Raw genomic sequence first — 26,156 nt, forward strand, 5'->3', positions numbered from 1 at the left:
ATATCATCGCGTCTCCCCAAAGAAAGCTTGACCCCAGCACTCCGGTGCTCAGGTTCTCCTGGCTGCCGGATGCGCACGTCTGCGGTCTTCACCGGATGCGTACTCATTTCATTGATGAATCAATCTAGGATTGGCAAGGAGGTGCTTCACCTACAACTTGCTTTCCGGATTTCTGCGTCAGTACGAGAGTTCCGAAAAGAGCAGAATGACCTTGACGTGCCAGTTGCCTTTGCGGCGATCCGTTGACGCACACGGGCATCTCGTCTTATGCGTCAAATGTCCGCTGTCGAAACACAGCGCTGAGATCGCCGGCGCTGTCGTCGCCGTGGCGCCCAACCAAGGCGATGAGAGTTATCGGCAGCTGGCAGAGGCGATTCAGCCGCATCTAAGCGAGAATGTATCCTGCCGGATTTCGACATCATCGACCTGGCTGGAGACGAGGCGCCCATAAACATGCTGGTGCTCGAGGCCCTAGTAGACTGGGCCGACCGGGGAATGAACCCACTTATCGGTATGGGGGCCATCTATGCCCTGGCCAAGGCAACGCTACCGGAGTTTCGCCGGGGAGGTGCATCAAGCGCGCCGGAACCACTGTAGCCGCTCTTCTTCCGACAGCGCGCCGGGCCAGGTGGTCAGAACATTCCCGCGCCCGGTCACCTCTCTTACTCAAGTTCACCGAAAACAGGCCTGTACAAATCAGATCCGCCGGCGGATCCCCCGAGGGGTGGCTACTCGCCTTGAAAGTCGACAATGAGTTCACTTTCAGACTGCGGTTTGCGCAAAACATTCAGGGTCGGAAGCACCTTCCGGAGCTTCGAATGCGCTTGATAGACATCCACATCACGTTGCAAATTCAGCCAGAACTGCGCGGTGGTGCTGGTTACCTGGGCCAGACGCAACGCCATCTCAGCCGTTATCGCCCTGCGTCCGTTGATGATCTGGTTCACTGAAAACCGCGAGACCTGGAGTGCCGACGCCAGTTTGTCTTGGGTAATGCCAAGCGGACCAAGAAGTTGGTCACGAAGAACCTCGCCCGGTGCTACCGGAGGCGCTGGCACGTAGCGACTCTGCTGGATCGTCATGCACCGACCCTCCATTCGGTCAGTGCCTCTCGAATTTGATTTCGAATGGCCCCTCCCCCTCGACCCAAACAAAAGTAAGATACCATTTGCCTTCGACCTCGACACCCAGCCGCCCGGGCGCATTCTTGAAGCGCAGGATAGGTCCGAAGATTCCAACGTCCTGCAAGCCGCGTGCGGCCACGAGCGGCCCCAGAATCTTGTGCGCCTTCACTGAAAGATGCTGATCGAGATGCGGTGCGAACCGCGTCCAGTAGATTTCTTCCGTAACTTCGTCTGCGAAGCGTTCCATGTTCCAACCTCCGGGGGGCCGTGACAAAAGCCGCGGGCACCCGATCGGCGCCCGGGCGTCGATCGATGGAGGCTGGAGGAGGTGTGCCGGTACGCAGCTGAAACGTCAGCACCCATTCGCGAGTTTGAGGCGATGCCAAGAGGAGCACACCGGCCGGTCTGTACTTCCATTTGATCCGGATCCGGCTCGCAATTTCCTGTGTCAGGGAACAGCGTATGTCGGTGAGCAGGGAAGTGCTCGGATACTCAGGGAACTCATCGATTCTCGTGAGCAGCGTTTGAAAGATCTCGCGAATGGCACGTTGGGAAAGCGCTTCTTCCACCAGCCCGACGGATGTGCGCGACCGGTGTTGTCCATCGATTACAAACAGCCTGTCGATGTCGATCGCAGCGATGCGTGTCAGGATTTCCGCGGCGCTCGGGAACGAGTCCTCGGGCTTGGCGCTATCGATGGACGACTGGACGAATTGTGTGAAACAGAACGACGGTCCGGCCGACCTGAGGTCGTCCGTTTGTCGAATGATGTCGAAGAGCTTCCAGAACTGTCGCTGCGACGGTGCTGGGGCGTCCCGATCAAGCCAGGACGTTAGATTGCCCCGGAGTGACGAGACGATATCGGTGCCAATCCAGTCGATCTGGGCACGGCGGGCAGAAGCGTCCAGGATGAGCGCAGACGTGGCCGGCTCGTCCGGTTGGAGGGCTGAACGAACGCGATGCTCCACTGAAAGCGGTCCCGCGTTCGGAAGGCCGGGGTAGATGTGGGGGGCTAGCTGGTCGGCCCACTGTCTGATCGCTCTATCCATTGTCATGGTGTAATGCGCATCATTACACAATGCAAGCCACCCGTTTGCCAAAAGCTGTGAGGGCCGGTTGGCCATCACCGCGCTGGCGGCAATGGTGACAATCCGACGTCCGCGGGCAATCTTCACCTTTTGGAGACACCGGCGTCCATCGCGGAACAGGCGTCCGACTACACAGCGGCCTGGGCGACGTTGGAAGCTTCTATCGCAGCCTGTACCTCGGCATAAAGTTCGGCGTTGATCTCGCTCGCATCGATTTCGACGATCAAAGCGAATCGAACCGACCTCTCATTGGGATCCGGGATAGCTCGCGTCTTCCACCATCCCGCCACTGGGTGGACGGCTAGCAAGTTGCGACGGGCGAGATCGGAAGCCGGACAGGTCAGCTCGTCGATCTGCAGCGAGCCGACGTCGCGGCGATTGCGACCGAACGTCCAGCCATCATTTTCGTCGATGGCCGGCCCCTCGGGTTCCTCTTCGACCTTGCTGATACGAGCAATGAACGCGGCCCTGTCCTCATTGGGCCGGTTCAGCTTGAAACGCAGATTGTGAGATGCGTAGCGAAACTTGGAGCCTCGGGCCGGCTCGGATGGGTTCGGCGCAATGAAGGTGCTGAGGGCGACTCTCAAGGTAACGGGATGAGCGATCAACGCACGCAAGGCCTCGACCGGCCACGGCAGCTCGAACAACCGCATCTCGTTGTGCACGTGATCCGCGCCGCCTGAATCGCTCTCACGATAGGGCGTGATCCAGTCTTGGACGATCAACGTCAGGGCGTTGGAGGCGCTGCGCCGGGCGCGCTCCATGTCCGGCACGCCGTAGCCATAGCGTTTGAAGAGCGGACCGTAGTGGCCTTTGCCGGGATTTACAGGCAGATGCGACCGCATCTGGGCATTCCATCTTGCCGAGGAAACGAAGAGGGCACGGATCGTCTCCGGCCAGAGCTCTGGATAGTCCGACCACAATTCGGTAATTGCCCTGGCAGCAAGTGCAGTCGCGGCGCTCGTCTCGCCCACAGTCGTGAAGGCCCGCAGCGGGTATCGATGATCGGTTGTGAGCAATGAAAGAGCGGAATGCTTCATCGGGGGCGGCGGACCGTTGACGACCCAGTTGCCGCCTTCCATCACCACGTCCGGCTTTATCGGCCAGTGCGAGGACCAGCTTGCGGTTCTCGAAGATGGCGCAAGGTCACCCACCACCGCAAGGGGAGTACCGGGCTCACCACCCGGGAGGACGTCCTTTTCCGTGTAGGCGCCGATGCAGATCGGATTCCATGCCTGCGCCGGCGACTCGACCTCATTGTCGGGATGATCGGAGGCAGCGAGATAGTCGTTGTTACCAAATCTGTTCTGGTCGCTGTTTCCAGCCGACACGAGAAGCAGACGAGGCGTCGCGACGTGTCCCGACACGCCAGCCGTAAGCTGATCCAGTTCGCTCGACCACGATGTCGGGGCACCGTCATGTGGGGAGTCGTCCTCGGTCGTGCTGGCAAGAGCAAATGTCCGGCGTCGAACGCCTGCCGTCTCAGCAGCGTTAACGCCGGCCCGCGTCATTGCCCCGAGAAGGTGATGAGGATTGTGACCTGCATCGGGGATGATCTTTGCCGATTCCAGGCGATGGCGAAGCTGGATCGGCAGCATGGACTGAAGCGCCGGCGTCAGATCGCCGAACAGGGATAGCCCGCCCAGCTGTGTGCCATGGCCGATTATATCCTCGATCCCCCAAGCGGGATTTGCGGCGTGCCTATCCGCTACGGCAAGGGCTGGTTCGATCAGCGGATGTGAGCGGCTGACACCTCGATCGAGCAGGGTCACATAATTCGGGTCATCGATTGCCTCATAGGTCGTCCGGCCAAGGAGACTGTCGACCCACTCGGCCTGCTCGTCCGGGTCCATCGCATCAAAATAGTCGGCCGTGACGGTGGGCGCGGCCAGAGCGCGTACGCCGGCAAGACGCCGCACCGCCAACGCGAGCGCGTCACGTGTGGCTGTGGTTATGACCACCAGGTCTTCTGGAAATTCGAGCCGATCGCCGCCGATCGCAACACCGAGCTCTGGCGCGTCGGCGATGAACGATTCCGCCTGCGTCTTGTCGAGCCAGACCTCCCACGGCACAGCTCCATTCTGATCTGGAAATCGTTGAGGCGGACTGCGCCACAAGGCTCGCAAGCCGGCCTCGACGATGGCGCCGATGCTTTGAATCAGGTCGGCATTGTATGGCCGGCCGGATTTCCTGTCCTTCGCAGCGAAATCCTCGACCTTCCGCCGTAGTTTTGCGACGCCGTCTTCTGTTGCGAAGACGGTCGCGCGCCCGGGTTGATTTGCTGCGGGCCGCGGCGGCTCGCTGCGGAGAAGCGTCAGATCGCTGGCGTTGAGGCCTGACGTGACCATCGGTTCGCCCGCCCTGCCCTCGACCTCCAGATAGACACCTGGAAGCGAAGCGGCGCTCACGTCGGGCAGATGATCCAGAGCATTGAGAAGCGACTGGGCGTGCGCTGCCCTGTTGGCGACGTTACTTGGATGCTTTGCCGACCCGCCGCCCTTTGGCCTGAACGGGTTTGCGGCGGAGATTTCGTTGAGTATGAAGTGCCTTCGGTCCCTGGGCATGCGTTCCGGCCCCTATGCTGTGCAGCGACCGGCGGCGCTCTAGGGACGCGACGATGGCAGCCGTCCTGATCTCGTTCGAATTTCCCAGGACCGCCCGTCTTGCGGCATCCTCCCCTGCAGCCACCACATCGGCCGTCGACAGTCCGTCCGCATGTTGCACTACATCGTTCCAGTTTACAGCTTCGACGCCGAACCCGCGCAGCCGCCTGCGCATCGCCTTTCCGATCGCTTCGGCATCTGGCAATTGGTAAGGGAGCACCAGGTCGAAGCGGCGCAGGATCGCTCGGTCCAGGATTTCCGGCAGGTTTGTCGTTGCCACGACGATCGATGGCCCCGTGTTTTCGTCCAGGAATTGCAGGAACGAGTTCAGGATTCGCCGAGCCTCCCCAATGTCGTTGTCAGATCCGCGTGATGCGGCCAGTGCGTCGATTTCGTCGAACAGATAAACGCCACGATTGGTACGGATCGCGTCGAAAATCAACCGCAGCTTCTGAGCGGTCTCACCCATAAACTTCGTGATCAGGCCGTGAAGGAGGACCGTGAACAGCGGAAACTTCAGTTCCCCGGCGAGCGCCTCGGCAGTCAGGGTCTTTCCCGTTCCGGGTGGACCGGCGAGGAGCAGCCGACGGCGTGGTCGCAGGCCCTTTTCCTCAAGCCTCTCGGTCATGCGGGTTTCGGTAACGATGTGGGTCAGCTCATCGGCGATGTGGACCGGCAAAATCAGGTCGTTGAGCCGTGTCGTCGGATAGCTGGCGCTAAGAAATCCGGCCAGGTCGCCGCGCGGTGCAACGATCGGGGTGGGTACAACGCGCGTTGGCTTTTCCGGCTGCTGACCCGCCTCGGCCCATTGCCGCAATTGCTCAGCCAATCGCCCATGCCCTTTCTGTTCCTCGGCGACCGCTAGCTGCATCGCAAGGTCGAAGAAGCGCTTCTCGTCGCCCTCGGCGTGGCTCTTCACAAGCCCTATCAATTGTTGTGCCGATGCCATCGCAATTACCTTCCCGTACCCCCACCGACACGACCATGGCAAATCAGCGCCCGCGGCCAGTTTATAGGCAGATTTCCTTAACAGACCAGCATGCCGAGCCTCATCGACAAATGGTCCACTTATAATTTGCACATTATGCTGCCGGTTCCCGACAGTATCGCAATCGCGCTCTGGACGATCAATGCGCTGAGATTGAGTCCAATTATGCGATCCCTCAGCCCTTATATCGTCCCCTGCCCGTCATTTCGCGCAGCCCAAACGCGCCGATCAGGTCGAGCGCGCCCTGCCTACGGGGCGCGCCATGCGGTTCCGCTGCGGCCGCCAATTGCGGTGACACTGGTACAGTATGCTCATCATCTCGTCCCCTATCGGATCATATTCAACGTACCGAGGGCGCTTGTGCTGCTTGATCACATAGTCGATCGCCGAATTGACCGATCCCTCGTCGGCGACGCCCATTTCAAGGACCTGCAGCGCATGCCCTTCAGCCTTCGCAGCTTCGATGAGCTCTCCTTTGACTCCGCTATTTCTGGGACGTCGCGCATGGTCGCAACCACCGAGCGATCCAGCCTTGCCAGCTCCAATACCGTCAGTTTTCCAAAAAACTGCAATCTTGCGTGACCTTCATCGACATGCGGACGCGTGCCGCCCCTCCCTTCCGTCTAGCGAAGGACCCCAGGCGGCGAGACCGGACGCCGTGCGTGGCGCAATCTGTTATCCGACGAGCGGCGAGATCGCGTGGATTGTCCCGCCGTGATGGGGTCCTCTATTCGTCGAGCGCGGCGCTGGCGCCATCATCGTCGATATCTGCGAACCCTGGGATGATGTTACCGGCGAGCAGCTTCTCCTTCGACAGCAGCCCGGCGTCCTCGAGCGCCTCGAAATCCGGCAGCTGGCGCAGCGTGTCGAGCCCGAACTGCGACAGAAAATTGGTCGTCACATAGGTATAGGGCGCTCCCGGCTGCGGGCTGCGCGGCCCCGAGGCGATCAGCTCCTGCGCGCGCAGCACGCCAATCAGGTCGCGCGACACCTCCTTGCCGAAGAAGCCCGACAGCTCGCCACGGGTGATCGGCTGAAAATAGGCGATACACATCAAAACCAGCGCCTCCGCCTGCGACAGTTCTTTTGCCCCCTCGCTCGCCGCGGTACCGAAGGCGGCGCGGATGGCGTCGCCAAAAACCTTTTTGGTCCGGTGCTGCCAGCCGCCGGCGACCGCGACCAGCTCGTAGGGGCGGCCGGCGAGCTGGGCGCGGATGTCGTCGATGATCAGCTCGATATTGCAGTTTTTTCCCACCACCCGCGCGAGGACACTGCGTGTCACCGGTTCGCTGGCGGAAAAAATCACCGCTTCGACGCGGCCCATCCACTCGCGCCAGCGCAGCTCGGCCGGCAGATGTTCCAGCTCGGTATCCAGCAAAGCCGGCTGAACGTTTGGCTTCCGGCGGGCAGACGCTTCGCTCATCTCTACAGCCCGAACAGCCGGAATGTGGGGCGGCCGGAGAGCTCGCGCACGGCATCCAGTTGTTGCAGCCGGTCGAACAGGCGCCGCGCCGCAAAGCGCGACAGGTTTTTTGTCGACAGCGAGCCGGAGACGGCGTCTTCATTGAGCAGTGTTTGGATCACATCGCCCGCCCCCTTTGCCCTGAGCTGCGGTGTGACGGCGATGAGCCGCTCCGCACGACGCGACACATCGGCGGCCAACCGGCAGGCGCCGGCCGCGGCCGCAACAAGCGCGACGCAAACCGCCCGCTCAAAATTCTCGTCCCCGGGTCGGATGCGGCCGCCGGCATCGCGGCGAAAAGCCGGACCAAAGGCCTGCGCCATCAGCAGCGGCAGCGGCCGCGGCCAGCGCAGGCTTTGCGCCAGCACCAGGTCGGCCAGCCACCACGCAAGAAGCTCGCAATCCGGTCGCACGGTGACCACGTAAGTGGCGATCGCCGCGGCGGCGAATGGCGCCGGCCGCTGCGACTCCGCTAGGGTATTGACCTCCACGCAAAGCGTGGCCAGCGCCGCGCCATGCAAGTGGAGTCCGAGCATCTCGACGATCTTTTCCAAACGATCGGCGTTGGCAACGAGCGGCTGCACGGAAAACTGCCGCCAGGCGCCAAAGATGGCGCCGGCGGGGCCGGGTTCGGCGCCGGCCGGGCGCAGGTACCAGGCGTCGCGCAGGGCGGCCTCATCTTCTGAGCGGCCGGCGAGCCGCATGCTGGCGGCGGCACAGCGAAGCGCCAGCCGCTGCCGCCAGGCCCCGGGCCAGGCAGGCTGTCCCCGGGCGAGGCTGTCGAGCGCGCTCAGGGCGGCGCCGGCCTGGAAGGCGGCGCCGGCGTCGCTCGGCGCGCCGCCAGCGGCGAGCGCCCAGGCCGGGACGGTCGGCGGCGCGGTGGGGCTGGCGGTCGCGGGATCGAGGCGAATCATGAATTCGAGGGTAAAGTGCCCGTGCGCTTTTTGCCATAAATTTCACGTCAAAACGCACAGCCTGTCGCTTATGCATAACGATTGATAATCTTGCATTGTCGGTAGCTTAGTCCCTTGTCATTGCCCACACACGGGCTGCAACCTCTCGATCCTCGCTTCAGACTACTCCCCAGGCGCGAAACCTTCCCCTGCCCGTCATCTCGCGCAGGCCGAGCTCGCCGACCAGGTTGAGCGCCCCCTGTTTTGTCACTTTTAGCCGCTCCTGGATCATGCCCGTCGAGACGAGCCGCCGCGACAGCACCAGCTCGACCAGGTCGGGCAGTTTCGAACTGGCGCGGCGGTCGCGCAGCCGCCGCTCCATCTGACTTTTTGCCAGTACCAGCCGATCGTGTTCCTTCAGGCCAGCCAGCGCTGCGTCGTGAATGGCATCGAGCAAGGCGAGCAGCCGATCGCCGCGATTGCGCGCCCGCCGCCGCTCGCGCGGAATGTTTTTGGCGCCGAGATGCAGGCAAGCGAGATGGTTGGCGGCGAGACCTTCCTGTCGCAGCAGTGCGGCCACGAGCAGCGGCCCGAGCCAGGCGGCATGCTGCAGCACCTCGATGTCCGACCAGGCCTCGAGCAGGATTGCGGCGCGCAGCACCGACGGCCACTCCCGCGTGTCGGCGACAACAACCTGCCATTCGGCCAGCCGTTCTTCTTCGTCCCAGTCGAGATCGTAGATCAGGCCGTTTTGAGCCTCCGGCCGGTCGTCCGGGGGCGCCGCTTTCGCCGGCACGTTGGCGCCATTCAGAATCCTGGATGAGCGCGCCAGGACGGCATCGATCTCGGCAAATTCTTCGGCCAGCAGGTCGGCCTCGGCGTCATCGCGACCGTCGGCTTTAACGGTGCTGCTTCCAGCCCCCTCCCCGTCCCGGCTTTTTGGCCCCGAGGCCGGCATGGCGCCGCCGCGGCCGGTCAGCGCCAAAAACCCGTCGCGGCTGAGCGCCCAGTCCGGCTTCTGCGCAAAAATCCGCCGGCGGGTTCGCAGCACCGCGTGCGCCCGGGTGAGTTCGTGGGTCGGTGTGCGAATGTCCATGTGGGCGTCGTGCAGCACGAGGTCCTCGAGGTGGACGAGTTCGCCCTCAAGCCAGAGCGCGGAAGCCGCGTCGGCAAAATGCTGGCGCTCGACAAAGCCGTCGCGGACGGGAGAGCGGGCGACCCGCTCGTCGAGGCGGACCAAAACCTCGGTCGCGCGGGCAACCGGCCCGATCAGGGTGTTCAGGGACAAGTCGCTGATGTCGTAAGCCATTGTTTTCATGATGGCTGATTCGCATTAGTCAAGCTAGTGAGGTTATCACTGGACTTACGTCGTGTTTCTTCGGGAAGAAAAAACACTATCGATAATGACCTCATATCGGGACTGTACAGCGCTACGCCCTGGGACGCTCAGGATGCCGGAAAACGTTGATTTACCGGCTCATCGAAGCGGCAGGAGCGATGTAAAGGGCGGCTAGAGACGTTTACAAACGATCGTTTGTTGATATCTTCGGTGTTTGTACAAACGCCAATTTCCCATACTGAGAGACGCCGCAAATGGCCCGTGAAGCGCAAGATCGACGCTCCGGACGACCAAGAGGCCGGCAAGTCGGCTACGCGCGCGTGTCGACGGACGAACAAGCGACGGAAGCGCAGGAGATTGAGCTGCGATCGGCCGGTTGTGACGTCGTCGTTCAGGAACATGGATCCGGTGCGTCGAGAGCTCGCCCGGCCCTACTGCGGTTGATGAGCGACATCGGCGCCGGCGATGTCCTGGTCGTCGTGCGTCTCGATCGCCTTGCGCGCTCGGTCAGCCATCTTCTTCAGGTGATCGAGGATCTGACTGAGAAGGGCGCGCATTTCCGATCTCTCCGAGATCCAATCGACACGTCGACGCCACAGGGCATGTTTTCGCTACAGGTACTCGGTGCCGTTGCCCAGCTCGAGCGTGCGCTTATTTCGGAGCGGACAAAGGCCGGCATCATCGCTGCGCGATCCAAGGGGCGACTGCCAGGCAATCCTGGTATCCGGGAGCGCAGGCCCGAAGCCCTGGCGAAAATGACCGCGATACAAAAGGCGGCTTATGGCCGACGGCTACAATCAACTATGAACCAGTGGCTTCCGACGGTCCGCCGGATGCGACCAGACCATAACTGGGACGACATCGCTCGGGTCCTGAAGCAGCGCGGCCTCGACTGGACGCCTGAACGACTGCGGCGGGCAGTGAGGTGGCTCGTCACCCAGCACCTGGCCGAATCCACACTGCTAAAGCGGGCGTCTCCTCTGCCTCCCGAAGATCGCCTGATGACTCTTGTGGCAGGGATTTCGCAGTCTAACCCAGACCTGTCGCTCCGCGACATCGCTGGCCAGCTCGAGCGCCTGCATGAGCGAACCCCACGAGGAAGCGCAAAATGGTCTGCCTCCTCAGTCAAGAACCTACTCGATCGAGCCCGCCGGCTTGGACTCGTCGCCGAACTACCCGCGAGCTGACCGTCATCCCGCTGCACAACAGTCCTCAGTTTGCGGTCCCTGGCTGACGCTCGACATTCCCGAGCCGCTTGTACGCGGCCCAGGCATCAGCTGGAACAGCGCTGCCGGCCCGCGTCAGCCAAGCCGCTCGATCGGTTTCGGCGAGTGAGTTCCACCACACCATTCCGGCGGTTTCATCGGGCGTCGGTTCCTGGTCGTGTTGGTTTTTCATGCCTTCGATGCTCTCATAAGACGCTCGTCCCGACAAGCGCTGCAGCCACCGTCCACGGATCGAAACCCGCCCGGCTGATCATGATCCGCGCCCTGGCTTGTCGAGGCTGCGGCGCAACGCGTCGCTGATTTCCAGCCGGGATTCGGTGCGCACAACCTTGCCTGCCGCCTCCAAATCGACGGCAGCGGCTTCAGCTCCGGTTCCGGTCGTCTTCGACGCGTCAAGCTTGGCCCGCAACAAGGCCATCACCATCGGCCAGACCGAGAACTTTCCGACCTTTGCTCGATCTGTCAGGCTGCGCAAATAGCCGCCGGCGCTGTTGATCTGGTCCTGCCGCTGGTAGATCGCGGCAATGGTAATCGCCGCCTGCTGCTCACCCATTGCCGTTCGCGCTTCCTCCCAGGCGCTCGGGCTGACGCCCATGGACGGTCGGGCAACCTCGGCCGCGGCCAGAAATTCACGCCAGTTGCGGATTCCGCCGCCGCCCTTCACGAGCCAAAGCATGTTCGGGCAGGCATCCAGCACGATCCCTAGCGGCAGTTCGCGTTTCGGTAGGCTCCGTACGTTGTCGGTGTCCGCAACGTTGCCGCCCGCTTCATCTTTATTTCCAGGGCCGGTTTCAGATTCAAATTTAGAGTCTGGTTTTGAATTCTGTATGTGGCGCCCATTTTGGGACTCATTGGCGTCCACTTTCTGTGTTTTTACAAATGATTCCAATGCCTCACGCACTTCAGCCCAAAGGCCTTCAAGTTCTTCGGCAATCACCTCGAGAGTCTGCCTAGGTGCAGTGCGTGGTATCTGACCAACAATCGCCTGGTAGGCCTGCTGAACCCTGCCCCAGTTCGCCGGCACGCCTTCCTCAATGCCGGTGTCGATCATCTTGACGATATCACGTCGGCATATGGTTAGCCGCTCCTTAACGAGACGAAATGCCTTCTTCTCAGATCTGACCGCATCCGCAAGATCCTTGAACTCCTCAGCGCGCGCCACGATCGGCGAGATGTCAAAGCCATAGGCTTGCTTGATCTCGCCCGCCTGCCCTTTCCGGGCGAAGCGCTTGCCATTTGGACTGTCCCGACGGATGATCAATCCACACTCGACCAGAACCGCCAAGTGTCGCCGTAAGGTCGTTGGGGGCATGCCATTGGCGCGGCGGATCAGCTGCTCGTTGGATGGCCATACAACCAGCTCGCTGTCGCCATAAAGCGTCGTGTCCGGATGGAACGACAACAGCGCGTCGAGAATAGCCAAAGCGCGATCAGTGGCGCCCAGAGCGATCCTGGCGTCCTTGATATCTTGGAAGACATGCCATTTGTGGACGGTCGCGTCCTTCGCCATGGCCCTTGCGGTGACTTGGCTTGAAATCATGCCAAGCGTCATCGGCCGCCGCCCAAAGGGCGTCGTCGCAATATTCGTCTCCATTTTCTTTCACCCTCGATTAGGCAAAAGAAACCTGCTCGCCAAAACGACGCCAATGACTCTTGACAGTGATTCGTGGAGATGCGATTCTCAGAGTGCTTAGTTCAGAGAGAGGCTTCCACGGCTTGCCGTTCGGGGGCCTTTTTCTTTTGCGGTTTCAGACTCCTTGTTTCGTGATGGACTTCCGAAAGGCCTCAAACAGGTCGTCCAGTTGTCCGGCGATAAACGCTGCGAAACGCGATCCTTCAGCCTCTCCCACGGCAATCATGGTAGTTTTTCCGTTGTCTTTGAGGCTGACGCTGACTGTTTTGTCTGGAGCAGCCCAGGATTTCATAGCAATCTTGGGCTTTGATGGCTTGGCCGGACCCGCAGCTTCTTTGATCGCATTTTGATCCGATGGAAGCGTCTCAAGCAGAATAATGAATCTGTCGTCGGACGTTGCCTCGCGGAATTTGTTTTTGCGAATAAGATCGAAAGCTTTTGCGAGTGAGCCGTCTATGGAATAGCGGTTCGAGAATTCCTGCCATCGTCCTCGACCAATCCCGGGAGCTTTACCAATCGATTGCAGTATCTCCTTGTCTACCGATGAGGCGATTTTGATCATCTCGGAGACATGCGATTTTCCTGTCGACAGCGAAGCGCAGATGGTGTCCCGTTTGTATCCCGCTTCCTGCTGTGCAAGCGCAAAAGCGCACTTCTCAATGTATGAAAGATCCTCTCGAGCGGTGTTTTCTTCGCCTTGGAAAATGACTGCTTGTTCATCAGTTAACTCGCGGACGGCCGCTTTGAATCCGATCCCGAGCTGCTTAGCTGCCGCTAATCTTCTGCGACCATAGACGATTTGAAACTCGCCATCCTTGCCTTGTACTGGCCGAACCAATCCAGGCACAATTTGACCGCGCTCCCGCATGGATTCAGTGATCTCAGCAATGGCGGAAATCTCGTAGGCGTCATCATATCGATCGGTGATAGACGACGGCTGTATTTTGTCGGGATCGAGTTCAATGATCTGTTCGCCTGACTTCAGTAACTTGTCGGCGATATCGCTACGCTCTTGCATTTGGCGAACACCAGCCGCCACCTTCATCAGGTGCGGCGATGACGTGCGGCGGCTGACGCCTTCCTCCGAATTGTCCTCCCCGAGTTGCCCCAAAACAGCAGCAAACATGCCCTTAGAATCTTTACGGCTCACTGTTCACGCCTCCATGCCATTGTGATGAGGCTTTCTATTTCCGCGTTCGCGGCATTGATCGATTCGATTGCACGATCATAAGTTTTAGGTGCCGAAAACCTCGATCGTTGCACTTCATAGAGGCTCTGCTTCCAAGTGAGAGCGTCCGCAACCGCAGTGGATTTGGAGACTGAATTCAGAAGTAAATCCTCGCCAAACACTTGGCGCATTAGGGCCTGCATGTTGGCTTGCGGGTGGTCGTTGGCCTCAAACTTTGTGATGAGGAATTTGGCGAAATCCCAACGTGCGCCTGCACCAGCCTCATCCAGGATTTGCATATAAGATGCGGCCAGCTCCAAAAACTTCCCTGTGGAGTCGACATCGAGCATGTGCGCTGGGACCGGGATTAGGACTCCGGTAGCGGCAGTGAGCGACGAAAGCGTCAGGAAATTGAGTGACGGCGCACAGTCGAGAAGAACGATGTCGTAGCTATCGACGATCTGTTCGAGGGCCTGTGACACTCGAAGCAGAAAACTGGTTCCACCGCTCTTGCGCATCTCAAGGGTAACGGCCGTTTCGAATTCTGTCAGCTCAAGACCGGCGCAGATGACGTCGAATCCGATGATATGCGTCTGATGAATAATCTTTTCCGTTGGCACCGGATCATCAAACCGAATCGCTGAGTAAAGGGTGTCACCTTCTCGGTAGTCAAATCCGGGTAACGCTCCTTGCAGACTTGTTAACGACGCCTGGGGATCCATGTCGACTGCGAGAACGCGATATCCACGTAGTGCCAACCAATGACCCAAGTGAATAGTGGTCGCTGTCTTGGACGATCCACCTTTGAAGTTCGTGATCGCGATGATCTGGCAATCCTCGCCTTTAACACGACGAGGATTGATCCATTTCTTCCGTGCCTTTTCCGCCAGGTGCATCCGAAGGTCCAGCACCTGCTCCACAGAATATAGGCGCTTTCCGGTGGTCGTTGTCTCTGGCTCAGGTCCCTGCCCTTTTAAGGAGACCTGTCGTATGTAAGCTTCGGTCACTCCTAGCAATGCTGCCACTTCCGTCGAAGTGAATTTGCGCATGGTACGAATCGCATCAGGAGGATACTGAGCCAGCGAAAGATTGTTGAGTGCCTTCTCGAGTTTCGTCGAAAAGGTATTCATGAACTGAAGGCTACTTAGATGCCGCGTCACCGAGATTCTCCTCTTGCACCCAGCGCCTATTGATAGCGACTGTGGTTAACAAGCTGTTAACGCCACGCCAACTACGCCAACTTTTCGAATTACGCGGTTTTTCCGTTACTGGAGGTATGCCCGATTCGGAGAATTCGAGCAAATGGACACAGGGCAGTTCCCAGCTGGGAACTTTTCGCTATCGCTGGCTTCCCTGTGCCGTAAAAGTTGCGCATCAGGCATTGAAAAAGACAGCTATGAAGTTGGTCACGCAGCATGGGGCACGGGCGAGCCCCGTTTCCCGTTTTGTTCTCGTAGATAGTCGACGTTGGTGTACCAGTTGGCCTCGGGCTTCCGCGTACGGCGGCGAGCAACCTACAGAAGCGCAGGTAGGTTTCGGCGCATGGAAAGATACCCCCACATTGGCGCGGCGGCGAAATTCCCGTTGTGAAGGAGGCACTGAGCTCGCGCAGTTCCTAGGGGAGTCACCATCCTTTGCGTCCGAGACGATGGGTTGTGTTTGTGATGCAGCCATGCCGCGCCGCTTCCGATGTCACTTCGGTGATCGCCCCCAGGCTGACAAGTTAGACGCCCCACGGCCCCTACCCTGCAGCGAGGCATTCCTTCCGGGCCGAGCGACTCTCGCGAATGGCAACTAAGCGGCTAGGATCCGTCGCCAAGCGTACCACGCGATTTGACAGCAATCAGCACTGTTTGGCACGTGGGGGTCCTGTCCAGGCGCACTTTCCTCCAGCGTCGTGGAAGAGGCTCCTGCGTGTCGGCGAAGGATCCTGGAGACTCATCGAAAGCAAACTTCTCGCACAACCCGTACTTTGAGTTCCCAGCTGGGAACAGCTCTTCAAGTTGGAGGCTTGCGCCGCACCAATAAACCTTAGAAACCCATCAACTTGATGGTTGGATCTGTGGCGCCGGGGTGGATTGGCGCATCCAGAGTCACCTGCGGCTGGGGGCGTACCGCACTCTACAATCCTGACGCCTTAGTAAGATTGACGCGGAAGCGATCGCGCCGGCGCTGGTATTTGCGTGTCATCTCTGCCGAGGCGTGACCAAGCTGCTTCTGCACGTAGCGCTCGTCAACCTCGGCAGAGGACGCGAGGCCGGCACGCAGCGAGTGGCCCGAAAACTTTTGGCCGCGCTCGCCCTCGGAAAGATCACCGCGCACGCCGGCGGCCAAGGCCGCGCGTTTGACCAGCCGCGCCACCTCCTGATCGTTGAGCCGCTCGGCGCCCACAGCTTTGCCCTGCCCCGTGACGCGGCGGAAGAGGGGGCCATGCGCGATGCGGGCCAGCTTCAGCCAGGTCTGCAGGGCGACGACCGGGCAGGTGGCATCGGACGAGCCGCGGCCAATCTCGACCTCGCGCCAGCCGGTCTTGCCTCGCAGCGTAACCAGGACGCCCTTGTCCGGGAAAATTCAATCCAGCCGCAGCCGTCCTCGGTTTCATCGCGCGCAACATCGAGGCCCACGATTTCGGAGCGGCGCAAGCCGCCGGCGAAGCCCAAAAGCAACATGGCGCGGCCGCGCAGTCCGCGCAGCGTGCCACGATCGAGCGTTTCCAGCATGGCGACAAGATCGTCGCGCAGGATGGCTTCCTTTTGACGAGGAGGGGAGGCGTGTTTATTGCGGATACCGGCGAGCACGCGATATGCCGGTCCTTCCGGTCGAGCGATTGACCGCGTTGCGTATAGTTCCAGGTCAGCGACGACAGGCGGCGCTCAATGGTCGACACAGACTTTTTGTCCCGTTCCGATCCTGAGGCCTGGGCTGTGATGTAGAGGCCGACGACTTGTGGATCTGGCGGCAGCGGATCAAACGCCTGGCGCCGGCACCAGGCGCAAAAATGCTTCCAGTCGGCGGCATGGGCGCGACAGGTGTTTGCCGAACTCGCCGCCTCGACGTAATCGCGCGCGCGGTCGGCCAGCTCTTCGAGATGCGCAGGCAGTGATGCTTGTCGCGAGTCGAGGACCCGCGTGGGAGGGGAGGGAGCCTCATCCGGGTGCCCCATTTCCATGACGACGTCGACAATGTCAGGCAGGTCGCTGGTGTCGACCGCGTCGATGGGCGTCATGAAATTACGGGGACTGCCCATCGAAACTCTCGATCATTTGAATGCCACAGTGGTGCGATTGTGAGAGCCCCAACGTGCGACCAAAGCGCCCAATTGTCCACCGCGAGGTGCTTGACCAATAGCTCCCGAGATTTGCGCCGGACGCGTACGACCACACGCTGGGTCGTGCTATAGCATGACCGGGCGACGGACCATGTCCGATCCAGTGTTGACCCTCCTAGGGCCCTCTTTCTCAGTGCCGATCCTTGCCTTCATGTTCAACATCCCTTATGTTTCGTTCAACAGGAGAATCCAGGATGAGCGTACGTGGCGCAACGGCAGCCGAAAGCGAGGAGCGGATCGCCCACACCCGGAACCGTCTGGTGCTTGAGCAGGCGAGGGCGGTCGGCCTTCTCGGCGCGGCCAAGAACACACGCCTTTCCGGCAGGGTGCCGTCGGAATTGATCGAGGCGGCAAAGAAGCGCGCTCATGTGACCTCCGACACTGAGCTGCTGGAGCTCGCCTTGTCGCGGCTGGCCCTCGAGGACGATTTTGGCGCCCGGCTCGTCCGCCGAAAGGGCAGCATCTCCGCAGACATTGATCTTGGCGTTTGATCTCGGGAGCGCACTGCGTTCCCTCAAACCACAGCGGCGTGCCGGGGGGCTGGAACGGCGGCCGGATTCCGCTCTGTCCTGGGCAGGGGACCAGCCGCCTGTCGGCGGTGCATTGCTTCTTGACACGACCGTCTATCTGGATGTCCTTCAGGGCCGCACGCCCAAAGTGGTCGATGACCTTCTGACCTATCGGCTCTGTCAGCACTCGGCCGTCTGCCTTGCCGAGCTCAGCCACCTGTTCGGCCGGCTCGAGCCAGTGCACCCCACGACGAAGTCGGTCTTGAAAGTGGTTGCAGGCACGATTGAAGACATCCCAGTGCGCCGGCTGCATGCACCCGACGCCACAGCCTGGGGACGCGCCGGCATGCTTGCCGGTCTGCTGTTCCGGCTGAGCCGTCTGCCGAAAGGGGAGGGGCATGAACGCCGCTTCCTCAACGATGCGCTGATCTTTCACCAGGCCGGTCTGCTGGGCGCGACGGTCCTGACCGGCAATGTTCGGGATTTCGACTACCTCAACCAGCTTGTTCCGTCGGTGCGTGTGATCTTCTACCGGCCGGTGACAGACTTGCGCCCGCAGGGTTGAAAGCGTCTGTGGCAGATATGCCCGTGCACCGTGATCGTCCACCCTCCGGCTGTGGCGATTGTCGCGCACGTTCTTGCCGAGCGTTCCGACGCCGAGCTGCTCGGCTAGTGGTTGGCCGACCTCGTGATGGCACAAAAGCTGGGTTGGGCCAGGTCAGTGCCTCTTTTGATGGCGCAGCTCTTTACGCCGGCTTCCGCACCAAGGACGGGCGCGCGGTCGGACCAAGAATCCGGCCGGGGGAGCAGAATTTTGAGGCGATGAAGTCAAAGCGGTGCAGCACCCCGCTCTCGCCTGCGTCTACGAGGCCACTGTTTTGCGGCTAGCCTTACCTGGAGGGAACACAGGCAATGGAATTGCTGCAAAGCGGCCTGACGCTTCGGATTACAGAAATCCTTGTGCGCTCATTATTTCGATGCGCATTTTGCCGATGACGGAATCGATGAATGCAGAAACCGCCAATGGCAGATGAGTCCGGCTGGGGTAGACGACACTCATGGAGAGATTGCGGCGCGCGTATTGCGGCAGCACCGGCACCAGTCGGCCCGCCGCGAAATCGGCCGTCCCTGCGATCGGAGCCAATGCGATGCCGAGACCTGCAATTGCCGCCTTTCGGATCGCTTGCGCGGTGTTCGCCATCACGCGGCCGGTGACCGTCACTTCTTCCTCGACCCCGTCGGGGCCCTGCAGATGCCAGGTCGTATAATCCCTGGCCTGTGGCACAAACAGGCAGTCATGGCGGGTCAGGTCCTGCAGCGTGGCCGGCGTCCCGCGCGCAGCGAGATAGGAAGGGCTGGCAACAAGTCCGACTGACCGGCTTTGGATCTTGCGCACGACATGGTTGGGACTGCGCGTCTGCGTGCCTCGAAACGCGACATCGATGCCCTCTTCGATAAGATCGACAGTGGCGTCGCCTAGGACGAACTCGATGCGCACCTGCGGGTGCGCGGCCAGGAATTCGGCCACCCATTCCATCTTGTAGAAGTCGAAGAAGTCGGCGGGCATTGCAACACGGATCAACCCCCTGGGTATTCGCGCGCCAGCAATCAGATCCTCTCCCGCTTGTTCGAGTCCGTCTACGGCCGCGGCGCTGTTGCCGTAGAGTTCATGCCCGGCATCGGTGAGTTTCAGCTTCCGGGTCGATCGCTGCATCAGCCGGGCGCCGAGTTGTTCTTCCAATTCCTGAATGCGCCGGCTGACCGTATTGGCAGGAATCCCCAGGCGACGTCCGGCCTCCGCGAAACTGCCGAAGCGAACAACCTGCACAAACAGGCCGATGTCGTTGAGGTCGAGCACAGTTGATATTCCTCCAAAAAATGGGGGAGTTAAATCCAATATCCCCATCTAATCAACCAAATATGTGGTGACCACCTTTCGGGGACAGCGGGAATTGCAGTCCAGTCCCGTTGCTTCGATCAACCGGAATGGAAACGTCATCATGGCAAAGAACCCGCATATCGGCATTATCATCGGCTCGACGCGACAGGGCCGCTTCAGTGAGCGTGCGGCTGCGTGGTTTCACATGATTGCGGCTCGGCGTACGGATCTCAGCTTCGAGACCGTCGACCTGCGCGACTACCCGATGCCGCTCTTCGATGAGCCGGCATCGCCGGCCTGGGTGCCGCCAAAGGACCCCGCCGCGGAACGTTGGGCGGCAAAGCTGGCCGAGCTCGACGGGTTCGTCTTCGTGACACCCGAATACAATCACGGTTACAGCGCGGTGCTGAAAAACGCGCTGGACTATGCCTTCCAGCAATTCAATCGCAAGCCGGGAGCCTTCGTCGGATATGGCGGCGTCGGCGCCGCACGGGCCATCGAGCAATTGCGCCTGGTTGCCGTCGAGCTTCAGATGGCGCCGGTCCCCAAGTCTGTGAACATCGGCATGGCCGAGTTCCTTGGCATCTGGCAGCAGGGCAAGGATTTCGCGGATTATCCGCATCTCGAACAGGCGGCGGCCGCTCTGCTGGATGACCTGTCCTGGTGGAGCCGAACGCTGCAAACCGGGCGGCAGGCGACGTCCGCACAGGCGTCGCTCGACTGAACGCCTGACCCGCCGCAACAGGCCTTTGAGCTTCAGGTCGAACGAACATGTGCTTTTCGTTCGAGCTGGAGCGGACTGCGGACGCTCTTGGAAAGATTGCCATCATGACCGAAAACACCGCCCCATCCCCGCCCGATCGTGGTTTCGCCGCGTTTGTCGCTATGATGGCTGCGCTCATGATGCTTGGGGCCCTCGGCCTCGACGGCATGCTGCCAAGTCTCCCGACGATTGCGCACGATCTTGACATCCGCTCACCCAACGCGAGCCAGCTGGTGGTTGTGGTCTATGGCTTGAGCATCGGTTTGGGCACGATCGTCTACGGGCCATTGATGGATCGCTATGGCCGCAAGCCCGTGCTGCTCGCCGGCCTCGTAGGGTTCGCCCTGTCCAGCGCCCTTGCGGCGGTCGCGACGAGCCTGCCAATACTGCTTGTGGCGCGCACGCTTCAGGGTGTGTCGATCGCTTCGGCCCGGGTCGGCGCGGTTTCGGTGATCCGGGACCGCTACCATGGCCCAAGGATGGCCCAGGTCATGTCGATCTCCATGCTGGTCTTCATGGCGAGCCCGGTCTTCGCCCCGGCGCTGGGCCAGTCGGTGCTGGCGTTTGCGTCCTGGCGTTGGCTGTTGGCGGCGCTGGCGCTGTTGGCGCTCTCGCTGGCGGTTTGGCTTGGCGCGGGTCTTCCGGAATCGCTGCATCCGCGAGATCGGCGGGCCATCAACGCCAAGGAGGTCCTGGCGGCCTTCGGCATGACGATCCGCAACCGGCAGGGCATGGGCTACACCCTTGCCGGCGCCCTCGCTTTCGCCGCGCTGTTCGGGTTCATCACGTCGGCCTCGCAGGTGATCAACGACACGTTCCATGCTGGCGAGGACTTCGCTCTGGTGGTTCGGTGCGGTCTCGGTATTCACCGCCATCGCGTCCCTGCTGAACGCGCTCTTGGTGCCGCGGCTGGGCGCCCGGCTACTGGGCGAGGGCGCTTTGGCGGTTTCGATCGCCGTCGCGGCCGTCCACCTGGTGGTTGGTCTAAGCGGCCACGAGACGCTGGTCAGTTTCCTCGTGCTGGAGGGGCTGTGGATGTTCTGCTTCGGCTTGATGGCGGGCAATTTCGGAGCCCTGGCGATGGAGCCCATGGGTCACATCGCCGGCTCTGCCGCCTCGGCTCAGGGCTTCATTACCATGGTCGTGGGGGCCTTTGTCGGCTTCGCCATCGGCCAGGCGTTCGACGGGACAGTGGTTCCACTCTTGGTGGGTACTCTGGCCTGCGGCCTCGCCACCCTGGCAGTGGTGGCCTTTGCTGAGCACGGCCGGCTTTTTCAGCCGGGCAGGGATATCGAGGCGGACGGGTCTGAGCGGCTAGGTCAAGGAGTTGGATCATGAGCGAAAAGCTTACCGTCGTCGTCACCGGCGCCACGGGTCAACAAGGCGGCGCTGTGGTGAAGAACCTGCTATCCGGCCCGCCATTCTGAGACTGGTGAGAAAACCGCTCAGTCCTTTGGTTTGCGCGGCGTGTTCCTTGAGATTGCCGAGCTCACGCCTCGGACGGTTCGCCGGACTGGGTCAGAAGGCTGATGGCGACCAGGCCAACAGGCACGACGAAGCACCAAGTCGGGGAGGCGACGAAGGCCAGTGCCGCGGCAGCGCAACCAATTGCAAAGCAGAAGAGGCTGGCTGCCATGCGTTTCAGGCGCTCCTTGACCTCGCGCATGTGGTCGGTTGCTGTGCCGGACATGAGGTCGGCGAGATCGATCATGATCTGCGTCGTCGTGCCGGTCATCAGCGTTGTTGGTGGTAGCTTGGAAAGATGGGCCCGATGCAGCCCGTTCTGGATTGCCATGGCCGTTACAAGAGTCATCCCGATGCCTATCGCAGCCACCGAGTCGCCATTCGAGACAGGGCCATGAACGTATGCGTCGATAGCGGCAATCGTGAACAGCACAAACATGAGGGACAGGAGCGTGACGATGGCTCTTCGTCCTTCAAGCTTGAGGCGCAGCGACAGCACACTCGTGAGCAGGACGACGATGCAGAAGACCGGCAATGCGAGCAGCTTCGCGATAATTCCTGTCGTTCCGAAGACGAGCGCGGCGCCGAGCGTCACAAAATTTCCGGTGACATGGGCGGTGAACAGGCCGGCAAGGGCCAGGAAGCCCATCGTGTCGACATAACCGCCGTTGAAACTGAGAAGTATGCCGAGCGACGGTCTGGTCATGAAGCTCTCCGCTTGCGCAATATTCCTCTGGCGATTCACTCCGAATGCGGCGCGGGTGCAATGGCAATGATCGTTCTCGAACCATCCTTATCACCTGGCTACCCCTTATGGATGTCGGGAGCCGCATCTTTTCCGAAAAGAGCCGTATTTGGCAGGACCTCGACGGCTGGCAAGGTCGTTCCCGGCAACGAAGACAAAAGCGCCGGCAAGCCCGATGTGCTCAAAGAACGCGTTCATGGCCATGGACTGTGCGGGGCCGGGCGGCAGCTCCCAGAAACGCAGGGCGATCCATGTCGCGGCAAGTGTGAAGACGGCGAGTGCCAGCGCTCAGAGCCAACGCCAGTATCCCGTCACAATCAGCGCCGACATGGCCAGTTCGAAGGCGATGACGGCGGCGGCGAAAAGCGGTGCCGGCAGAAGCGCGAAATGTTCCATCTCGGCGATGGCGCCGCCGAAATCGAGGAGCTTGACGATCGGCGCCTGGATGTAGGCGGCAGACAGGGCAAGCAACGCCAGAGTGCGCGCGGCAGGCGCGGTGAATAGCCGGCCGGCGAGACTTTGTCCCGGGAAGACAGTGTTCGTATTCATGGGCGGCTCCCCTGATCAGACAGCCCAGCAACTGCAGCCGAGCACACCGAAAAAACCCTTGATGTCGGACACCGGCAGCTTCGAGGTCCAGGCGCCGGCATGGTCGTGACCGTGCACGCCGCAGGCGGACGAACAGCCGCAGGAGGTGATCGCGGTTCTTCGCAGCGCATGGCGCCCGGCTCTGTCAACTTCGCCCCAGGCGCCATAGCCGCCGAAGACGCGGACCGGTGACCAGTCCGGCATTGCGGGCGGAACGGCGCTCTCGTCGAGATTGGCGAAATCACCCGCGCCGTAGACCACCTTGCCGCCGACAAGGGTGAGTTCGGAGGTGAGAAAGGAGATCTCGTCTTCGGTACAGGCGAAGAAGTCCTTGTCGGGAACGATGAGGTCGGCGAGTTGGCCTTTTTCGATCCGGCCTCTCGTGCCTTCGTCGTTCGAAAACCAGGTGACATTCTCGGTCCACATGCGAAGCGCCGTCTCGCGGTCGAGGCAGTTGCGGCGCGGGTAGATCGGCATGCCGCCGACCGTGCGCCCTGTGATCATCCAGGCGAGCGAGACCCATGGATTGTAGGAGGCGACGCGAGTGGCATCGGTGCCGGCCGAAACGCGCACACCGTGCTCCAGCATCTTTGCAATCGGCGGTGTCGCCTCGGCAGCACCCAGGCCGTAGCGTTCGACGAAATATTCGCCCTGGTAGGCCATGCGATGCTGGACGGCGATGCCGCCACCCAGCGCCGCGACCCGGTCGATCGATTGGTCCGAAATCGTCTCGGCGTGGTCGAAGAACCAGTTCAGGCCCTCGAGCGGAACATCCTGGTTGACCTTCTCGAAGACGTCGAGCGCCCGGCTGATGGTCTCGTCATAGGTGGCGTGCAGCCGCCAGGGCCAACGGTTCTGCGCAAGGATGCGGATGACGTCTTCGAGGTCGCCTTCCATGTCCGGCGGCATGTCTGGACGCGGCTCGCGGAAATCCTCGAAATCGGCGGCCGAGAAGACGAGCATTTCGCCGGCGCCGTTGTGGCGGAAATAGTCCGACCCCTGTTTGTATTTGACCGAGGCAGTCCATTTGATGAAGTCGTCCTTCTCCTCCTTCGGCTTCTGCGTAAACAAATTGTAGGCAAGCCGCACCGTCATGAGGCCGTCGTCGGCAAGCTTCTGGATGACCGCGTAGTCCTCTGGATAGTTCTGGAAGCCGCCGCCTGCGTCGATGACGCCGGTCACGCCGAGACGGTTGAGTTCGCGCATGAAATGACGGGTGGAATTGACCTGGTAGTCGAAGGGCAGCTTCGGACCTCTGGCAAGCGTCGCATAGAGGATGCCGGCGTTCGGCTTGGCAAGCAGGAGGCCGGTCGGATTGCCGGTCGCGTCGCGTGCGATCTCGCCGCCGGGTGGATTCGGCGTGTCCTTGGTGTAGCCGACGGCGCGCAGTGCTGCGGCGTTGAGCAAAGCGCGATCGTAAAGATGGAGAATGAACACCGGCGTGTCGGGGGCGACGGCGTTGAGTTCCTCGATGGTCGGCAGGCGTTTTTCGGCGAACTGATGCTCGGTGAAGCCGCCGATGACCCGCACCCACTGCGGCGGCGGGGTGATATCGACCTGCCGCTTCAGCATCGCCATGGCGTCGGCCAGCGAGCGGACACCGTCCCAGCGCAGTTCCATGTTGAAGTTCAGCCCACCGCGGACGACGTGGGTATGGTTGTCGATCAGCCCGGGCAGCACGCGCTTGCCCTTGAGGTCGACAATCTTGGTGCCGGCGCCAGCCAATGCCATGATGTCCTGGTCGTGGCCGACAGCCAGGATCTTGCCATCCTTGATGGCGACGGCGCTCGCAGTCGGGTTGGAACGGTCAAGCGTGGTGATCAGCCCATGATGCAGGATCAGGTCGGCGATGGTGTCTTCAACCATGGTTCGCTGCCTCGCAGATGTTGGAATTCAACCCTGTGTGCTCTTGTCTGCGCGCCGGGCTTCCGACGCTTCGGATGGCATGCCGCCTTGCGGCAAATGCCCGAATACATGCGGGCGCACCTGATGCAGCCATGAAAGTGCTGCCGGTTGGCTGCGCCACATATTCTTGACGAGCGGCGGAATCTGCTCGCCGACGAGGATGCTAAGAAGGCCGACGAGCGCGATGATCGGCGGGGCCGGGGAGCGGACATTCAACAGTCCATAGATGACGCCCACGAGCAGGCCAGCGGCAAGCGAGATGAGATAGGGTTTCATGTGGCGCTCCGGGCGAATGGAAGGGATTGCCTGGCGGCGCCGGCGACTTCGCCAGCGCCACTGCGGACGGTTCAGCCCTCATGCGCGCCGAGCATGGTCTTGGCGTAAATGACGCCGAGGCCGTAGGCGCCGCCGAACTTTTTGGCGGTTCCCGTCGTCAGCTCGTAGGTATCGCCGCGCGCCCAGTCGCGCTGCAGCTCCAGCAGATATTGCAGCGATGTCATCGGCCGCACGCCGGCCTGGATCATCCGTTGCATGGCGCGCTCATGCGCTTCGTCGGAGACGTCACCGCATGCGTCCGCAATCACATAGACTTCGAAGCCCTGATCGAGCGCGGAAAGCGATGGGCCGACGATGCAGACACTGGTCCACAAACCGCACAGGACGAGGCGCTTCTTGCCGATCGCATTGACCTGGCTGATGACGGCGGCGTCCTCCCAGGTGTTCATGGAGGTGCGGTCGAGCAGCGGCTGGCCGGGGAAGGCGGCTGTGATCTCGTCGAACATCGGTCCCGAGAACGTCTTCTCGGCGACGGTGGTGAGGATGGTCGAAACGCCGAAGCCGGCGGCGGCATGGGCGACCAGCGCGGCGTTGTTGCGTAACAGGACGGCATCGATCGACTTGGTGGCAAAGGACATTTGCGGCTGGAAGTCGATCATGATCAGCGTGTGGTCCTTCGGCGAAATCAGCTCGGAACCGGGTGTAGGAGTGGCATTTGTCGGCATGGTCGTCCTCGTTTGCAATGGATTGATGTTCGGTGCGGAGCCTTGACCGGCGAGTGCGTGTACCTGCACGCAGCGCGCTATCGAGAGGGTCGGTCGGGAGGCCTCGTTTCCGTGGTTCGCACCTGACCACGCGCTGAAATTCAGGGCTTGTAGGAAGTGTCCGCGCTTTTGACAGTTATCGCGGGATTACCGGCGGCTACGTCGGACGGCGTGAGTTCCGATATCGATCATGCATGAGACGTCAAAAAACCCAGCGCATTGTACAAGCCCCGGACACCGGCCTGTGGTCGAAGGATGCTTCGTGAGCAGAAGTGTCGAGACGGTTGAGGAGCAGTCTGCTGCCAGCCTCTCTCGCTACGCGTTAGCTTGAATGAGGAAAGGTCAATGACGACAGTCCGGACCTCATGGTCACCGGAAGGCAGCTGGTCCCGGTCCTTCTCTCGCCGCACG

Annotated in this window: 21 protein-coding genes and 3 pseudogenes; 7 read left to right on the forward strand and 17 right to left on the reverse strand. The window is 61.1% G+C overall.

Annotation, left to right across the window (positions count from 1 at the left end; all coding sequences use genetic code 11):
* Window positions 1–728: 728 nt before the first annotated feature.
* The 4 genes from NKH28_RS21950 to NKH28_RS21965 all read right to left on the reverse strand — a co-directional run bounded on the left by NKH28_RS21950 (window position 729) and on the right by NKH28_RS21965 (window position 5,764).
* Window positions 729–1,082, reverse strand: coding sequence for a HigA family addiction module antitoxin (locus NKH28_RS21950; RefSeq protein ID WP_192250267.1), 354 nt, complete (start codon window positions 1,080–1,082; stop codon window positions 729–731).
* A 19-nt stretch (window positions 1,083–1,101) separates the two neighbouring features.
* Window positions 1,102–1,371 carry a hypothetical protein gene (locus NKH28_RS21955; RefSeq protein ID WP_352980397.1) on the reverse strand — a complete coding sequence of 90 codons (270 nt, stop codon included), beginning with the start codon at window positions 1,369–1,371 and terminating at the stop codon, window positions 1,102–1,104.
* A 969-nt stretch (window positions 1,372–2,340) separates the two neighbouring features.
* Window positions 2,341–4,620 carry a S8 family peptidase gene (locus tag NKH28_RS21960; protein ID WP_352980398.1) on the reverse strand — a complete coding sequence of 760 codons (2,280 nt, stop codon included), beginning with the start codon at window positions 4,618–4,620 and terminating at the stop codon, window positions 2,341–2,343.
* Window positions 4,621–4,681: 61 nt separating this feature from the next.
* A complete protein-coding gene (locus NKH28_RS21965; RefSeq protein WP_192250261.1) occupies window positions 4,682–5,764 on the reverse strand; it encodes an AAA family ATPase in 1,083 nt (360 codons plus the stop codon).
* A gap of 90 nt (window positions 5,765–5,854) precedes the next feature.
* Between NKH28_RS21965 and NKH28_RS34515 the strand changes: the two genes are divergently transcribed.
* The gene (locus NKH28_RS34515) at window positions 5,855–6,385 is read left to right on the forward strand and encodes a hypothetical protein (protein ID WP_502906651.1); all 531 of its coding nucleotides are present in this window, start codon (window positions 5,855–5,857) and stop codon (window positions 6,383–6,385) included.
* 145 nt (window positions 6,386–6,530) lie between these two features.
* Here NKH28_RS34515 and scpB read toward each other — a convergent pair whose 3' ends face one another.
* The 3 genes from scpB to NKH28_RS21990 all read right to left on the reverse strand — a co-directional run bounded on the left by scpB (window position 6,531) and on the right by NKH28_RS21990 (window position 9,467).
* A complete protein-coding gene (scpB, locus tag NKH28_RS21980) occupies window positions 6,531–7,226 on the reverse strand; it encodes an SMC-Scp complex subunit ScpB (protein WP_352980400.1) in 696 nt (231 codons plus the stop codon).
* Between the two features lie 2 nt (window positions 7,227–7,228).
* Window positions 7,229–8,179, reverse strand: coding sequence for a DUF1403 family protein (locus NKH28_RS21985; RefSeq protein WP_352980401.1), 951 nt, complete (start codon window positions 8,177–8,179; stop codon window positions 7,229–7,231).
* Between the two features lie 157 nt (window positions 8,180–8,336).
* Window positions 8,337–9,467, reverse strand: a complete 1,131-nt coding sequence (locus NKH28_RS21990) for an RHE_PE00001 family protein (RefSeq protein ID WP_352980402.1) — start codon at window positions 9,465–9,467, stop codon at window positions 8,337–8,339.
* A 284-nt stretch (window positions 9,468–9,751) separates the two neighbouring features.
* Here NKH28_RS21990 and NKH28_RS21995 point away from each other — a divergent pair, with 284 nt between their 5' ends.
* The gene (locus NKH28_RS21995) at window positions 9,752–10,684 is read left to right on the forward strand and encodes a recombinase family protein (protein WP_352980403.1); all 933 of its coding nucleotides are present in this window, start codon (window positions 9,752–9,754) and stop codon (window positions 10,682–10,684) included.
* Window positions 10,685–10,973: 289 nt separating this feature from the next.
* On the opposite strand, the gene repC is transcribed toward NKH28_RS21995, so the two are convergent.
* From repC to NKH28_RS22015, 4 genes and pseudogenes are all read right to left on the reverse strand, one after another.
* Window positions 10,974–12,317 carry a plasmid replication protein RepC gene (repC, locus tag NKH28_RS22000; RefSeq protein ID WP_352980404.1) on the reverse strand — a complete coding sequence of 448 codons (1,344 nt, stop codon included), beginning with the start codon at window positions 12,315–12,317 and terminating at the stop codon, window positions 10,974–10,976.
* A 154-nt stretch (window positions 12,318–12,471) separates the two neighbouring features.
* Window positions 12,472–13,506 (reverse strand): plasmid partitioning protein RepB, encoded by a 1,035-nt coding sequence (gene repB / locus NKH28_RS22005; protein ID WP_352980405.1) that lies wholly within the window; start codon window positions 13,504–13,506, stop codon window positions 12,472–12,474.
* The gene (gene repA / locus NKH28_RS22010; protein ID WP_024927411.1) at window positions 13,503–14,684 is read right to left on the reverse strand and encodes a plasmid partitioning protein RepA; all 1,182 of its coding nucleotides are present in this window, start codon (window positions 14,682–14,684) and stop codon (window positions 13,503–13,505) included. The genes repB and repA overlap by 4 nt, the downstream gene beginning before the upstream one ends.
* Before the next feature lie 961 nt (window positions 14,685–15,645).
* Window positions 15,646–16,771: pseudogene (locus NKH28_RS22015) on the reverse strand (site-specific integrase).
* 275 nt (window positions 16,772–17,046) lie between these two features.
* On the opposite strand from NKH28_RS22015, the gene NKH28_RS22020 reads away from it, so the two are divergent.
* Together NKH28_RS22020 and NKH28_RS22025 are read left to right on the forward strand one after the other, a co-directional pair.
* Window positions 17,047–17,343 carry a hypothetical protein gene (locus NKH28_RS22020; protein WP_352578990.1) on the forward strand — a complete coding sequence of 99 codons (297 nt, stop codon included), beginning with the start codon at window positions 17,047–17,049 and terminating at the stop codon, window positions 17,341–17,343.
* A complete protein-coding gene (locus NKH28_RS22025) occupies window positions 17,333–17,926 on the forward strand; it encodes a type II toxin-antitoxin system VapC family toxin (protein WP_352980406.1) in 594 nt (197 codons plus the stop codon). Before NKH28_RS22020 ends, NKH28_RS22025 begins: the two co-directional genes overlap by 11 nt.
* 381 nt (window positions 17,927–18,307) lie before the next feature.
* On the opposite strand, the gene NKH28_RS22030 is transcribed toward NKH28_RS22025, so the two are convergent.
* The gene (locus NKH28_RS22030) at window positions 18,308–19,219 is read right to left on the reverse strand and encodes a LysR family transcriptional regulator (protein WP_352980407.1); all 912 of its coding nucleotides are present in this window, start codon (window positions 19,217–19,219) and stop codon (window positions 18,308–18,310) included.
* Between the two features lie 142 nt (window positions 19,220–19,361).
* Between NKH28_RS22030 and NKH28_RS22035 the strand changes: the two genes are divergently transcribed.
* From NKH28_RS22035 to NKH28_RS22045, 3 genes and pseudogenes are all read left to right on the forward strand, one after another.
* Window positions 19,362–19,964 (forward strand): NADPH-dependent FMN reductase, encoded by a 603-nt coding sequence (locus tag NKH28_RS22035; protein ID WP_352980408.1) that lies wholly within the window; start codon window positions 19,362–19,364, stop codon window positions 19,962–19,964.
* Between the two features lie 206 nt (window positions 19,965–20,170).
* Window positions 20,171–20,770 (forward strand): annotated as a pseudogene (locus tag NKH28_RS22040) (MFS transporter); the annotation flags it as partial.
* A gap of 52 nt (window positions 20,771–20,822) precedes the next feature.
* Window positions 20,823–21,341: an MFS transporter gene (locus NKH28_RS22045; protein WP_352980470.1), complete on the forward strand. Its 519-nt coding sequence runs from the start codon at window positions 20,823–20,825 to the stop codon at window positions 21,339–21,341.
* Window positions 21,342–21,492: 151 nt separating this feature from the next.
* Here the strand turns inward: NKH28_RS22045 and NKH28_RS22050 are convergent, their stop codons facing one another.
* The 5 genes and pseudogenes from NKH28_RS22050 to NKH28_RS22070 all read right to left on the reverse strand — a co-directional run bounded on the left by NKH28_RS22050 (window position 21,493) and on the right by NKH28_RS22070 (window position 25,706).
* Entirely contained in the window at window positions 21,493–22,173 is a 681-nt protein-coding gene (locus NKH28_RS22050) for a YoaK family protein (protein WP_352980409.1), read from the reverse strand.
* A gap of 105 nt (window positions 22,174–22,278) precedes the next feature.
* Window positions 22,279–22,761, reverse strand: a pseudogene (locus tag NKH28_RS22055) (DoxX family protein).
* A 15-nt stretch (window positions 22,762–22,776) separates the two neighbouring features.
* Window positions 22,777–24,666 carry an amidohydrolase gene (locus NKH28_RS22060; RefSeq protein ID WP_352980410.1) on the reverse strand — a complete coding sequence of 630 codons (1,890 nt, stop codon included), beginning with the start codon at window positions 24,664–24,666 and terminating at the stop codon, window positions 22,777–22,779.
* 27 nt (window positions 24,667–24,693) lie between these two features.
* Window positions 24,694–24,981, reverse strand: a complete 288-nt coding sequence (locus NKH28_RS22065; protein ID WP_352980411.1) for a XapX domain-containing protein — start codon at window positions 24,979–24,981, stop codon at window positions 24,694–24,696.
* A 71-nt stretch (window positions 24,982–25,052) separates the two neighbouring features.
* Window positions 25,053–25,706, reverse strand: coding sequence for a hydrolase (locus NKH28_RS22070; RefSeq protein ID WP_352980412.1), 654 nt, complete (start codon window positions 25,704–25,706; stop codon window positions 25,053–25,055).
* Window positions 25,707–26,156: the final 450 nt, after the last annotated feature.

This window comes from Mesorhizobium sp. M1227 (genome assembly GCF_040318315.1).
In the GTDB taxonomy this organism is placed as follows: domain Bacteria; phylum Pseudomonadota; class Alphaproteobacteria; order Rhizobiales; family Rhizobiaceae; genus Mesorhizobium.

Bases quoted from the DNA above. Each gene is read 5' to 3' on its own strand.
- NKH28_RS21950 (WP_192250267.1), bottom strand. From the start codon at position 1,082: ATGACGATCCAGCAGAGTCGCTACGTGCCAGCGCCTCCGGTAGCACCG.
- NKH28_RS21955 (WP_352980397.1), bottom strand. From the start codon at position 1,371: ATGGAACGCTTCGCAGACGAAGTTACGGAAGAAATCTACTGGACGCGG.
- NKH28_RS21965 (WP_192250261.1), bottom strand. From the start codon at position 5,764: ATGGCATCGGCACAACAATTGATAGGGCTTGTGAAGAGCCACGCCGAG.
- NKH28_RS34515 (WP_502906651.1), top strand. From the start codon at position 5,855: ATGCCGAGCCTCATCGACAAATGGTCCACTTATAATTTGCACATTATG.
- scpB (WP_352980400.1), bottom strand. From the start codon at position 7,226: ATGAGCGAAGCGTCTGCCCGCCGGAAGCCAAACGTTCAGCCGGCTTTG.
- NKH28_RS21985 (WP_352980401.1), bottom strand. From the start codon at position 8,179: ATGATTCGCCTCGATCCCGCGACCGCCAGCCCCACCGCGCCGCCGACC.
- NKH28_RS21990 (WP_352980402.1), bottom strand. From the start codon at position 9,467: ATGGCTTACGACATCAGCGACTTGTCCCTGAACACCCTGATCGGGCCG.
- NKH28_RS21995 (WP_352980403.1), top strand. From the start codon at position 9,752: ATGGCCCGTGAAGCGCAAGATCGACGCTCCGGACGACCAAGAGGCCGG.
- repC (WP_352980404.1), bottom strand. From the start codon at position 12,317: ATGGAGACGAATATTGCGACGACGCCCTTTGGGCGGCGGCCGATGACG.
- NKH28_RS22020 (WP_352578990.1), top strand. From the start codon at position 17,047: ATGAGCGTACGTGGCGCAACGGCAGCCGAAAGCGAGGAGCGGATCGCC.
- NKH28_RS22035 (WP_352980408.1), top strand. From the start codon at position 19,362: ATGGCAAAGAACCCGCATATCGGCATTATCATCGGCTCGACGCGACAG.
- NKH28_RS22045 (WP_352980470.1), top strand. From the start codon at position 20,823: ATGCTGGCGAGGACTTCGCTCTGGTGGTTCGGTGCGGTCTCGGTATTC.
- NKH28_RS22050 (WP_352980409.1), bottom strand. From the start codon at position 22,173: ATGACCAGACCGTCGCTCGGCATACTTCTCAGTTTCAACGGCGGTTAT.
- NKH28_RS22060 (WP_352980410.1), bottom strand. From the start codon at position 24,666: ATGGTTGAAGACACCATCGCCGACCTGATCCTGCATCATGGGCTGATC.
- NKH28_RS22065 (WP_352980411.1), bottom strand. From the start codon at position 24,981: ATGAAACCCTATCTCATCTCGCTTGCCGCTGGCCTGCTCGTGGGCGTC.
- NKH28_RS22070 (WP_352980412.1), bottom strand. From the start codon at position 25,706: ATGCCGACAAATGCCACTCCTACACCCGGTTCCGAGCTGATTTCGCCG.